At 26.8% G+C, this 13,792-nt stretch carries 9 protein-coding genes and 1 riboswitch; all 9 genes read left to right on the top strand.

Annotation, left to right across the window (positions count from 1 at the left end):
- Nucleotides 1-432 precede the first annotated feature (432 nt).
- Nucleotides 433-620: riboswitch (cobalamin riboswitch) on the top strand.
- A 140-nt stretch (nt 621-760) separates the two neighbouring features.
- The 9 genes from KQI36_RS10680 to KQI36_RS10640 all read left to right on the top strand — a co-directional run bounded on the left by KQI36_RS10680 (nt 761) and on the right by KQI36_RS10640 (nt 13,780).
- Entirely contained in the window at nt 761-1,549 is a 789-nt protein-coding gene (locus KQI36_RS10680; protein WP_216450852.1) for a DUF4430 domain-containing protein, read from the top strand.
- 54 nt (nt 1,550-1,603) lie between these two features.
- Nucleotides 1,604-5,686 carry a cell wall-binding repeat-containing protein gene (locus KQI36_RS10675; RefSeq protein WP_216450851.1) on the top strand — a complete coding sequence of 1,361 codons (4,083 nt, stop codon included), beginning with the start codon at nt 1,604-1,606 and terminating at the stop codon, nt 5,684-5,686.
- A gap of 28 nt (nt 5,687-5,714) precedes the next feature.
- Nucleotides 5,715-6,767: a prenyltransferase/squalene oxidase repeat-containing protein gene (locus tag KQI36_RS10670; protein WP_216450850.1), complete on the top strand. Its 1,053-nt coding sequence runs from the start codon at nt 5,715-5,717 to the stop codon at nt 6,765-6,767.
- 150 nt (nt 6,768-6,917) lie between these two features.
- Entirely contained in the window at nt 6,918-8,258 is a 1,341-nt protein-coding gene (locus tag KQI36_RS10665; RefSeq protein WP_216450849.1) for a hypothetical protein, read from the top strand.
- 18 nt (nt 8,259-8,276) lie between these two features.
- Entirely contained in the window at nt 8,277-9,305 is a 1,029-nt protein-coding gene (locus KQI36_RS10660; RefSeq protein ID WP_216450848.1) for a cell wall-binding repeat-containing protein, read from the top strand.
- 56 nt (nt 9,306-9,361) lie between these two features.
- Nucleotides 9,362-10,234: an energy-coupling factor transporter transmembrane component T gene (locus KQI36_RS10655; protein WP_216450847.1), complete on the top strand. Its 873-nt coding sequence runs from the start codon at nt 9,362-9,364 to the stop codon at nt 10,232-10,234.
- Nucleotides 10,225-11,841: an ABC transporter ATP-binding protein gene (locus tag KQI36_RS10650; protein ID WP_244991560.1), complete on the top strand. Its 1,617-nt coding sequence runs from the start codon at nt 10,225-10,227 to the stop codon at nt 11,839-11,841. Before KQI36_RS10655 ends, KQI36_RS10650 begins: the two co-directional genes overlap by 10 nt.
- Nucleotides 11,842-12,558, top strand: a complete 717-nt coding sequence (locus tag KQI36_RS10645; RefSeq protein WP_199869370.1) for an ECF transporter S component — start codon at nt 11,842-11,844, stop codon at nt 12,556-12,558.
- 1 nt (nt 12,559) lies between these two features.
- A complete protein-coding gene (locus KQI36_RS10640) occupies nt 12,560-13,780 on the top strand; it encodes a prenyltransferase/squalene oxidase repeat-containing protein (RefSeq protein ID WP_216450845.1) in 1,221 nt (406 codons plus the stop codon).
- Nucleotides 13,781-13,792 lie beyond the last annotated feature (12 nt).

Here is a 13,792-nt window from a genome sequence, read left to right as displayed (position 1 = left end):
AAGGCAGGTTCTTTTTATATAAAAATATTTTAAAGTTATTGAATAAATTTAAATTGGAGCTTGTTTTTCTATAATTTTTTTAAAGGTATTTTAACATATCAAAATTTAATTGTTTACTATAAAGTAATATTTTCTTAGATTTCTTGATAATAATTTTAGTTTTATAAATACTACATTGTTGTAATACATAGCCATATAAAATCACTTTTTAAAATCTTTTTTATAATTATAATATAATAATTATCTTTATTATAAGTGCACATAATTATTTACAAAGTTATGAAAAAAAATTAATTAATTACATTAATTATTAAAATACTAAATAAAAATTTTAATTATTTTATAAAAAAACAAAAACATACAAAATATTCTAAATGTTTAAAATAAATGTTGAAATTGAAAAATATTTGTAATATAATGAGTGTGACAAGTTAATAGAGATAGAGGATAGGTTCTTTCTTAGCAATAAGAAAGTTAAAATGGAAAGTGGTTAAAGTCCACTACAGCCCAAAGTTACTGTGAAACTGATGAATCCAAAAATACCACTGAGAGATATCTTGGGAAGGTTTGGTAGTAAGATGAAGTTAAGTCAGGAGACATGCCTATACTGGATTGAATCTTTCTTGGGAGAGATAAAATATCATGGATTTGCAAGCATTTATAAAATTGTTGTTTTTATTTTGCTTGTATAAAATATGCTATTTAAGTTCCCAATGGGAACTTTTTTTATTGCAAATTTTTAAAGAGTGGAGGTGATTTAATGAAAAAAAATTATAAAATTTTTCTAGCTATATTGTTAACAATTTTAATAGCATTTTCCGTTGCTTGGGGATGCGAAAGAGGGAAGACAACTACAACTACAACTGAAACTACTACAAATAAAGTAAAAAAAGATGATAGTAGTAGTAAAAAATCTAAAAAAGAAAATAAAAATGATAGCAAAAAAGACTCTAAAGAAAAATCAGAAAATAAAAAAGATGATAATAATAAAAATGAAGATAGTGATAAAGAAAATAGACAAAATATTTCGAATGTTGAAAAAAATAAAGAGGATTTATCACAAAAGGAAAATGCAAAAAATAATGATGATTCCAATGATAGTAGTAATAATACTTCAGATGTAGCAACTAAAAAGGAAGAAAGTCCTGAGGTTGTAGAGTCTAAACCTGAAGAAGATACCTTTACTATGATAATAGGCAAAGATATAAAGGGTTATACCGGTAAAAGTCCTCAACAAGTAAAAGAGTTAACATTAAAAGTAGAGGACGGTAAAAATGCAATGACGTACCTAAGAGAAAATACAGTTATGCAAGAAAATGGTGGATTTATTTTTGAAATTGATGGAATACACAATTTTTACCCTATACCTGAAAATCAAAAAACTCCAGAACAAAAAGCAAATGGAGTTAAAGGAATAGACTGGTTTATATATCTTAATGATAAAAAGACACCAGTAGGAGCAAATGATTTATATGTAAAAAAGGGAGACATACTTTTATTTGATTTTCATGAGTGGGATAAAAGAGAACTTTCACCACCAGAAGATTAAAACACATAACTAACATTAAATAACAAGAATTTTTAATAAGGGGATGAAGGGTTTATGAAAAAGCTTTTTAAGCAAAAGCTTAGTATTTTATTGCTATTTTTTAGCATGTTCATGTTCTTATTACCAGTAAATGCTTCTGCTAAAGTAAATGAAAGCAGAATATATGGTTCAGATAGAATAGAAACTGCTATAAAAATAAGTGAGCAAGGTTGGAAAAGTGGTTCTGATTATGTTTTTATTGCTTATGGGTATGACTTTGCAGATGCATTATCTGTTACTCCTCTTGCAAAAAAATATAACAGTCCTATAATATTATCAAATAAAAATGGCCTTACAGAAAATGCAATTAAGGAATTACAAAGGTTAAAACCTAAAAAGGCATTTATTCTAGGTGGCGAAAGAGCCCTTAGTGCTAATGTTGAAGCACAGATTAAAAAATGCAGCATAACAGAAACAGAAAGAATTTATGGTAGCACTAGATATGAAACTGCATTGAAGGTAAGTGAAAAACTTGGAACAAGTGACACTATATTCATATCTAATGGATTGAGTTATGCTGATGCACTTTCAGTTGCTACTATAGCAGCTCAGAAAGAAAGTCCAATTTTATATACAGAAAAAAATAACATTCCAAGTAAAGTAACAGAGTATATAAAAAAAGTTAACATATCTAAAGCATATTTTGTAGGTGGTACTAATGTAATAGATAATACTGTTGTAACAGGCATAAAAAATAGTGAAAGAATAGCTGGAAACGACAGATATTTAACTAATAAAGAAGTATTATCAAAATTTATTAATTACATAAGTTATGAAAATGTCTATTTTGTAAGAGGAAATGATTTTGCAGATGCTCTATCAATTTCTCCAATAGCAGGACTTAAAAAAGCACCTATAATATTAACAAATAATAATTTAAATAGTGATGTGGAAAAAATTATAAATTCTAATATAACCTCTACTAGTAAATTAACTATAATTGGCGGAGAAAAAGTAGTACCTAGTAGTATATTAGATAAAATAGATTCGAATTTTTCTCAAACAAAATTATCAAAAGATAATGAAACTTTTGGAAATGTAGAAACTATTAAAGAAGTAAGAGGCGATATATTAGTAACTGGAAATAATGTAACTATAAATAATGTTAAATTAAATGGAAATTTAATATTGGATCCAGGTGAAAAAGGAACTGTAAATATTAAAGGAACTACTTGTAAAAATGTAATTGTAAAATCTGGTGACGTTAATAGTATAAATTTAACTAATGTAAAATCAGATAATCTTACAGTGGAAAGTAAAAGTAATGTGGCAGTAAAGCTATTTGAAGATTCAACTATAAAAAATACAGAAGTTAAGTCAAATGCAATACTTAAAAATACAAAAGGGGATTTTGGAACTGTAAAAGTTACAGGAACAAAAGAATCAAATTATAATATTGAACTTGAAGGAAGATTTGATAAAGAAGTATTAGTTAATTGCTCATCAAATATAAAATGTGATGATGTTAAGAATATCAAAATTGATAGTAAAGAAAGTAACTCTAAAGTTACATTAAAAGGCAAAGTAACTGATATTAATATAATTAATTGTTCTAATACAACTTTAGATGGGACAATATCTAATGTAAAAATAGAAAATTCATCACAACTTACAATAGATAAGAATGCTACTATTAAAAAAATTGAAGCACTAGATAAAAGCAAAATAACTATAAAAAATGGTGCAAAAGTAAACTTAATAGAAAAAAATAAGAATGTTACTATATCTGGTAATGCCGATAAAATAGTAGACAACAATTCAAGTAACGGTTCTGGTGGTAGTGGTTCTTCTGAAAAACCTAAAAATGATGAATTTAAATTAATCATTTCTAATGATGGAAATGAGATATTAAATAAAAATCTTAAAGTAGATTCTAAAAAAACAGCAATGGAATATTTAAAAGAAAATGCTGATATTAAAACTAATAATGGTTTTATAAATGAAATAAATAAAATAAAAAGTAAACCATTAAAAAATTTAAGTGAATCTGAAAGAAAGCAAGGTTATCTAGGAGCAGATTGGTTTATATATTTAAATGGTAAGAAAACCGCTGTAGGGGCAAATGATGTTTTTGTAAAATCCGGTGATAAATTAGAATTAGAATATAGATTTTGGGATTGGCATGATTTAGTGAAACCTGGCGATCCAATGAAATTGACAGTGAACGGAATAAACAAGAATGTAAAAGAAAACGAAGATATAAATATTGTAGTTACATGTGTATATAGACCTGTATATGGAGCTACTATAAAAGTAGATGATAAAGAAGTTTCAACAACTAACATAGATGGTAAAGCTACTATAAAAATATCTTCAGCTGGAAAACATACTATATCTGTTTTAAAAGAAGGGGTAAAGGTTGAAAACCAAATAACGGTGTCATCAAACAATCAAGGTGGTGGAACAACAGAACCACCAAAAGATGGTGATGATAAAGATGATGGTATTAATGAAACTGATAAAGAAATTCAATTGTCAAAAGATAATGGAAAATTTGGTGATGAAAGTAAAATTAAAGAAGTAAATAAAGATATATTAGTAAAAGGTAATAATATAGAAATTAGAAATATCAAATTAAATGGAAATTTAATATTGGATCCAGGTGAAAAAGGAACTGTAAATATTAAAGGAACTACTTGTAAAAATGTAATTGTAAAATCTGGTGACGTTAATAGTATAAATTTAACTAATGTAAAATCAGATAATCTTACAGTGGAAAGTAAAAGTAATGTGGCAGTAAAGCTATTTGAAGACTCAGAAATTAAAAGAACAGAAATCAAATCAAATGCAATACTTAAAAATACAAAAGGAGATTTTGGTGCTGTAAAAATTACAGGCTCAAAAGATTCAAATTATGATATTGAATTTGAGGGAACCTTTGATAAAGAAATATTAGTTAATTGTCCATCAAAAATAAAATGTGAGGACGTTAAAAATATTAAAATTGGTACTAAAGAAAAGGATTTAGAAAAAATTTCTAAAGTTATATTAAATGGAAAAATAGATACACTTAAAGTAAGAAATTGCTCTTATACTGCCCTAGATGGAACAATAGCTAAAGTTAAGGTAGAGAATTCGTCTCAGCTTAAAATAGAAAAAACTGCAACTGTAGAAAATATAGAAGCTATAGAAAAAAGTAAAATAAATATAGAGGATGGCGCTAAAGTAAATCTAGTAGAAAAACATGATGATGTAATTTTAGAAGGAAAACCAAATGAAGTAGATAAACTAGAATTTACTTTTGTTATAAAAGATAAAGGTAAGAAAATATTTACTAAAACACTGGAATTAGATACTGATAAAAGTGCTTTACAGTATTTAAGGGAAAATGCTGATTCATTCAATCAAGACTCAACAGGTTTGATATGTGAGATTAATGGCATCTCAAATGTTTCTATGAATTATTTAGAGGATGATCAATTAGAAAAAGGAATTTTTGGAATGGACTGGTTTATATATTTAAATGATAAAAAAACACCAGTTGGAGCACCAGCGGTATTTATGAAAAATAGAGAGGTGTTATCTTTTGAGTTTAGAGAATGGGATTGGCATGATTTAGTAGATCCGAATTACAGTGGAGAAATGCCTTTAAGAATAGTACCTCAAACCCTATATCCAGAAAGTATAAAATTAGATACACGAGTTAATTTTGCTGTACAATGTGTAACTAAAAATGTTTATGGAGCAATTGTAAAAATTGATGGAAAAGAAGCTGGAAGAACTGCTAAAACTGGAAGAGTTAAAATAAAATTAGATAGTTTAGGTGAACATACTATAACAGCAGAAAAAGAAGGGGTAAAAGCAGATTGTAAAGTTAATGTTGTACAAAATACAGAAAAAGATAATGTATCTGTAAATATAAACAAAGATAATGATGATAATGTAATCTTTTCTATAAAAGATGAAAATATAAAAGAAGATTTAGAATCTAATGTAACAATAAAAATTTTGGATGAAAATGGGAAAATAGTATATGTTGATCAAGGTAAATTAAAAGATAAAATGTGCAACTTTAACACTAATTTAGACAAAGGTGAATTTACAGGGGTTTGCAACGTACGAGGAGTATTAATTAATTTTAAAATTAATATTAAATAAATTTTATTAAAAACAGGGGGAAGAAATTATGAATAAAAATTTAAAAAGAGGATTAGCAGCATTTATTATTGCTAATAGTGTTTTAACTACAGCTAACATAGGAGTATTAAATAATAATGTCTTTGCAACAGAAAGATATGCTGTAGAATCAAGAGAAATTATAGAGAAAGATTATAATTCTATAATAGATGAATGTGTAAATAGTGGTTTACATCATCTTATAAGCAAAGATTCTGGTCTTTGGTATAGTAAAGATTTTAATGATTGGGAAGCTCTTACAGTATCAAGCTTTAAGAAGGATATTCCAGCAAGTTATATTGAAAATTTAGCAAAAAAAATAGAAACAAAGGATTCCTCATTATTTGGAAAGGATGGAAAGTTTAAAACTGCTACTGATTGTGAAAGAACTATAATAGGTCTTGCTTCATCAGGAAAAGATCCAAGAAATTTTGCAGGATACAATTTACTAGAAGATTTATATAGTCGTGATTTAACAGCAGAAGATATATATGCTCAGATGTTTGGACTTATTGCAATAGATTGTGGAAATTTTGAAGTACCTTCTGATAATGAATTTACAAAAGAAGAATTAATTGAATCTATAATTTTAAATAAATTACCTCAAGGTGGTTGGAGCTGGGGTGACACTATAGATATAGATACAACTGCAATGGCTATATCAGCATTATCACCTTATTATAAAGAAAATAATGAAGCTAAAAATGCTATAGATAATGCACTTAAAACTTTAAGTACAGTTCAAAATAAAACTACTGGAGAATTTACTTCAACATGGACACCTGATGGTTCAAGTGAAAGCTTAGCTCAAGTTATAATAGCTCTTTGTTCAATAGGAAAAGATCCAGCTAATTGCAATGAATTTATAAAAGATAATGGAAAAAATCTTTTAGATTTATTACTAGAATATAAAACAACAGATGGTGGATTTGAACATGCTAAGAAAAATTCAGATCAGCTTAATGGTTTTGCAACAGAACAAGCTTTTAGAGCACTTTCAGCATATAAGCAATTTAAAAGTGGTAAAGTAGGTTCTATATATTTTGTAAAAGACTTCAACTAAAAACGTAATCGATAAATTTTAAAATAATAATTAAATCATAATAATCAATATTAATATACATACAAACTTTAAATGTTAATATTTTTAGATTATTATGATTTAATTTTGTTAAAAATCTATGGTTAATTTAAAAATTAGGAGAGATGTACTATGAAATTTAGACATAGACGTTTTATAGCAAGTTTTGTTATATTTTTTATGTTTTTTGCAACTTTTACTACAGGATTTATGTCAACAAAAAACAATAAAGTTTTAGCTAATGAAATTAATAGTAAAAATTATGATTCTGTATTAAATAAAAATTTAGATTGTATTAGTGACATATTATTAAATAAAAATCTAAATGAGTTAAGTGATTGGGAAGTTATAGGTCTTGGAGCTTTAGGTAAAACTGTCCCTAAAGAATATTTAGAAAAAAAAGAGAGAGCAATTAGAGATAGTGAAGATATATTTAATGAGACTACAGACTATGAAAGGACAATACTTAGTATAGTAGCAGCTGGTGGAGACCCAAGAAATATAGGAAATAAAAATCTAATAGATATATTATATAACATTAATTTAGAAGAGGAATATAATATTTATGCAGAAATTTATGATCTTATTGCAATGGATTGTGGGAATTTTAATATACCAAACAAATTAGAATTCAAAACAAATTTAATAAATAGGATAATCTATAAAAAAATCGATGGTGGTGGATGGGAAGGAACATTCGGTATAGACCCGGATACAACAGCAATGGCAATAACAGCACTATCCAATTATTATGATAGTAATAGTGAAGTGAAAAAGACAGTTGATGAATCTATAGAAGCATTAAGCAAAACTTTAGATGATAACGGGAATTTTATGGGAAATGATGAATCAACATCAGCATCAAGTGAAAGTATTTCTCAGACTATAATAGCCCTTTGTTCATTAGGAATAGATCCAACAACTTGCGATAAATTTACAAGAAATGGACAGAATTTATTAGATTTACTTTTAGAATTTAAAACTGATGATGGTGGTTTTGCACATCAAAAAAATAGCTTGGACAGAAGAAATGATATGTCTACAGAACAAGGTTTTTTAGCTCTAGTAGCATATAAACAATTTAAAGAAGGCAAAAAAGGTTCAGTATATTTATTAAAGGATTTTAGTGATGAAACAAATACAAAAGAAAATATAGAAATTAACAATTTAACAGATTTAAACTCACTAAAACTAAATAGTGAAGCTAATATAAAACTAAATATAAAAAATAACTTAGATAAAGATCAAAGTGCAGTAGTAATAGTAGCTTTATATAATGAAGAAAATAATAAAATGATAAATTATTTTTCAAATGAAACTACAATAAAAAATAACTCTAGTAGTGAAGAAATAAATCAACAAATTTCTATACCAGAAACAGGAAACTACAAAATAAAAGTTTTTCTTTGGGATAGTTTAAAAGACATGAATCCTTTAACAGATGAAGTGATTATGCGTATTCAACAATTTTAAATGAAGGGAGTTTTCACAATGAGTAAAAACTTGAAAATTAAAATAATAGCTTTAGGTATGGTTTTAACATCACTATCAATAGGTTCTACTAATGCTTTTGCAGAGACTAAATCTAATAAAGAGAGAATTTACGGACAAGATAGAATAGAAACATCTGTGCAAATAAGTAAACATGGCTGGGAAAATGGTTCAGATTCAGTGGTAATTGCAGCAGCTTATGATTTTGCAGATGCACTTTCTGCAGCACCACTTGCTAAAAAAAATAATGGACCAATAATATTAAATGGAAAGTCAAGTTTACCTACTAATACAGTTAATGAAATAAAAAGATTGAATCCTAAAAAAGTTTTTATACTTGGTGGGGAAAAAGCAATTTCAAAAGAAGTAGAAAAACAATTAAAGGACATTGGAATATCTCAAGTAGAAAGAATATTCGGTGAAACGAGATATGAAACTTCATTGAAAGTTGCGAAGAAGTTAGGAAAAGTTGACTCAGCATTTGTAACAAATGGACAAACTTATGCTGATGCACTATCTGTATCAAGTATAGCAGCTAGTATGAATGCTCCAATTTTATATACAGAAAAAGACAAATTAAAATCAGATGTAAAAAATTATATTGATGAAATTGAAATTTCTAAAGCTTATTTTATTGGTGGAAATGGAGTTTTATCAGATGATGTTTTAAAAGATGTCAAAAACAGTGAAAGAATAAGTGGTGAAAATAGATATATGACTAATAAAGAGGTTTTGACTACTTTTAAATCACAATTAAATTTTGACAATGTGTATTTTGTATCTTCAACTGGATTTGCAGATGCACTTTCAGTAGCACCGATGGCATCGAATTCTAATTCTTCAATTATATTAACTAATCAAGATGTAGAAAAACCTCTTGAGGATTATATAAATAATAATATAACTTCTAAAAGTAAATTAATAGCAATTGGTGGAGAAAAAGTAGTACCTGAAAGTATATTAGATAAATTTATATCAGACTTTGATGTTATAGAAATCGCTACAAATTTTAAAAACTTATTTGTATAAGGAAGGGATATGAGAACGTGAAATTAATGCTCACATATAGAAATAGGAATTCTTTTTTGCAAAAGATACATCCGTTAACATCAGTATTTTTAATAGCAACTTATATTATAGTAGCATTAAAATTGAGTAATCCAGTGTATTTAGCATTAATATTCTTTAGCGTATTACTTTTAGCATATATTGATAATTCACTTAAAAATGTATTAAATTATGGGAAAATGATTATTCCATTTGCAGTAATGATAATTATTTTAAATCCAATATTAGTTCATAATGGACAAACAATATTATATCAAGGAACTTTTAACTTTCCAGTTCTTGGACCTATAATTATAACGAAAGAAGCAATTCTATTTGGAATATTAAATGGATTTAGAATTATAACAATAACTATAATATTTGGTTTTGGAAATTTAGTTATACATCCAGATAGAGCTTTTGGATTTTTTTCTAAGATATTTAAAAAATCTGCATTGCTTATGAGCATGACAATAAGACTTTTTCCAACGATGATGAAGTCCTACGAAAATATAAGTGAAATAGAAAAACTAAGAGGTAATGAACTTTCAACTAAAGACATGAAAAAATCTATCAAAAACAGTGGAAATATAGTTAATATATTATTTTTATCCAGTTTAGAAGATTCACAAGACATGGCAGAGTCTATGTATTCAAGAGGATATGGTGCACTGAAAAAAAGAAGTACTTATTTTGCTGAAAGATATACAGCCTGGGATTTTACTTTGATTTTTATATGTATTTCTATATTAGTATATTTAGAGTTTATTACCTTTAAAGGTTTTAATAGTTTTAACTTTTATCCTAAGGTAGATGGAGTTATTGAAAAAACAACTAGAGTAGGACTAATACTATGTGTGATGACATTTATACCTGCTTTTATCAACTGGGGGTGGAAGAATTGGAAATAATAAATATAGATAATGTTAACTTTACTTATCCTGATGGAAATAAAAAGGCTTTGAAAAATATTAATTTAAAAGTTAATGAAGGTGAGTTCATACTAATTGTAGGGCCATCAGGTTGTGGAAAATCTACTCTAATAAGGCTTTTAAACAGAATTATACCAGATTATTATGGGGGAACATTAGAGGGAAATGTATATATAAACAATAAAGATATAGATGATTTTAAAAAAGATGAGATAGTTACAAATGTAGGAATGGTATATCAACATCCAGAAAAGCAAATAGTGCTTCAAGATGTAGAAAGAGAAATAGCTTTTGGACTTGAGAATTTGAATAAAGATATAAATTTTATGAAACGAAATGTATCTGAGGTAATGTCTCTTTTATCATTAAATGGAATAAAAGAAAAACAGACAGATGAAATATCAGGAGGACAAAAGCAAAGGGTTGCAATAGCTTCTGTACTTGCAATGAATCCAGATATATTACTTTTTGATGAACCAATATCACAACTTGATCCAATAAATGGTGAAGAAGTTTTAAATTCTATAAAAAGATTGAATGTAGATATGGGGAAAACAATTATTTTAGTTGAACAAAGATTAGATAAATGTTTTCATATGGCTGATAGAATTATTTTTATGGAAAATGGAGAAATAATTGAAGAGGGAACCTCAACTAACATTCCTAAAAGTATAAATAAAAAATATCATCTTCCTAATATAGCGTATGTTTTTAGACAAGCTCAAAATAGTAAATTGCCTATTACAGTTAAAGAGGGAAGAGATGCTATAAAAGATATTAAATTTAAAAATATAGAAAAAGATGAAAAAAACTTTTCAAATAAGGTCCTTAAAGTAGATAAAGTTAACTTTGAATATGAAAGAGGAAGTAAAACCCTTAAAAATATAAACTTTGATTTAGGCAAGGGAGAAATAATGGCTGTTATGGGTGAGAATGGAGCAGGTAAAAGTACTCTTTTTAAAATAATGGCAGGAATTATAGAGGATTATAAAGGGAAAATCATATTACATGAAAAGAATCTAAAAAAGTTCAACATAAATGAAAGAATAAAAAAAATAGGATATTTATCACAAAATCCTAATGATTATTTTGGTCGCGAAACAGTGTTTGATGAAGTTTCATATACTCTTAAGAATATAAATGAATATGATGAAGATAAAGTAATTAATACATTAAAAGATTTAGATTTAGTACATTTAAAGGATAGAAATCCTAGGGATTTAAGTGGTGGAGAAAAGCAGAGAACAGCAATAGCCTGTACATTGATCGCTAACCCAGATATTTTAATCTTAGATGAACCTACAAGAGGTATGGACTCTGTAGCAAAAGAAAATCTTGGAAAGATAATTAAAAATTTAATAAGAAAAGGTAAATCTATTATAATTGTTACCCATGACGCAGACTTTGTTGGTGATTATGCAGATACTGTTATGCTTATGTTTAATGGAGAAATTGTAGCAAAAGGAAAAGCTATAGATATACTTTGTGATTCATTATATTACTCTCCTCAAATATCAAAAGTTTTTAAAAAGAAATGTAGAGTAATAAAGTCAAAGGATGCTATAGAGCTTTTAAAGGTGATGTAGATGAAAAGAAATTATAAAATAGGACCTATAATTATTATTTTATATATAATAATCCTTTTAATTATCACTTATTTTGATTTTCAAATGGAAAAAGCAGTAGAAATATCTACAATTTTTATACTTGGGACATTTGTAATTCTATTTGAAAATAGAGAGATAACTGCAAGAACAATGGCAGCATTAGCTACAATGTCAGCATTAGGTGGAATATTAAGGGTACCTTTTGCAGTTATACCAGGCTTTCAACCAGTTACATTTATTGTAGCTGTAACAGGATACACATTAGGTCCTGTAAATGGATTTATGGTAGGTGCAATGTGCGCTTTCATATCTAACTTTTTCTTAGGTCATGGGCCATGGAGTTTGTGGCAAATGATGGGCTGGGGACTTTGTGGTGTGTTTTTTCATGTTTTTAAAAATTTTATATCAAAAAATAGGTCAATACGATTTATTATACTTTGTGGATTATGGGGTTACATATACGGAACCATACTAAATCAATGGTATGTTTTAGAATTTTTAAGGCCTATAACGTTTAAAACTATAGTTATGGGAAATGTATTAAGTTTTTGGCACGATACATTACATGCTATTGGAAATGTATTGTTTGCATATTTTTTTGGAGAAAGTTTTATTAAAGGTCTAGAAAGATATAACAAAAGAAACTCTATAATCAGAATAAAAAATAATAAAAAAACTATTCAGAGAGGTGTATAAAGTGAAGAGTAAAAAAATTTTATCAGCATTAATATTAAGTACAATAATTTTCACATCTAAAGCTAATGCTATTGATATAGATGCTCAAACAAACGATTTGAAAAAAGTATGGACTATAAAGTTTAATAAAGAGTTAAATTATAATGATTTAATAAATGATAATATAACTATAACAGATAATGATGGGAATAAAATTTCTACGAAAATTATCTTAAAAGAAGGTGACACTTTAAACATCCTACCACCAGAGGAAGGATATAAAGATGGACAAGTTTATAAATTAAATATAAATGAAAATGTTGAATCTAAAAACCTTAAAGGAATAAAATCACCTAAAGACTTTACTTTTAAAGTAGATACAACAACTAAATCTTTTAATAGTGGTTCCTATAAATATAAAGATTTAATAGAAAAAACTTTAGAAGATGGTTGTAATTATATTCTAAACAAAGGAATAGATACAGATTGGGAAATCATAGCTTTAGTAAAGAATAATAAAGATATAAAAAATGAATATTTAGAAATTATAAGAGAAAAAATTAATGATGATCAATTAATTCAACCGACGGATTATCAAAGAACAGTAATGACTTTATCAGCATTAAATGAAAGTCCTCTTAATTTTGAAAACATTAATTTTATAGAAAAAATATGTAACAATGAAGATACTATAAGTCAAGGACCTAATGCAGTAATTTTTGCACTTACAGCATTGGATACTAAAAACTATAATATACCTGAGAATTCATATTTTACAAGAGAATCTTTAGTAGATACTCTACTTAAGATGAAAACTAACGATGGTGGATGGGACTTTGCTGGTGTAAAAGCAGATCCAGATATGACAGGAATGGCTATAACGGCTCTTAGTAATTATAAAGATGATGCTAAAGTTAAAAACTCTATAGATAATGCTATTAATCTTCTTAGTAATATGCAAAATGAAAATGGAACTATGTCATCCTATAAAATAGAAAACAGTGAAAGTATTTCACAAACTATAATAGGATTATGTGCTAATGGAATAGATCCTACAAGTAAAGAATTTACTAAAGGTGGAAAAAATCTTATAGATGCTCTGTTAACATTTAAAACTTCTGAAAACGGTTTTTCTCATATTAATAATGGAAGAGCAAACGAAAAAGCTACTGAACAAGCATTGTTAGCATTAGAATCTTATAGAGAATTAAAAAATGGTAGAAACCATATATATAAATTTTAAAAGTTGAGATTT

It is taken from the genome of Clostridium senegalense (genome assembly GCF_018916625.1).
In the GTDB taxonomy this organism is placed as follows: Bacteria; Bacillota; Clostridia; order Clostridiales; family Clostridiaceae; genus Clostridium_J; species Clostridium_J senegalense.
The sequence above is the reverse complement of the archived record's forward strand: the minus strand, read 5'-3'. Positions and strand labels throughout refer to the sequence as shown.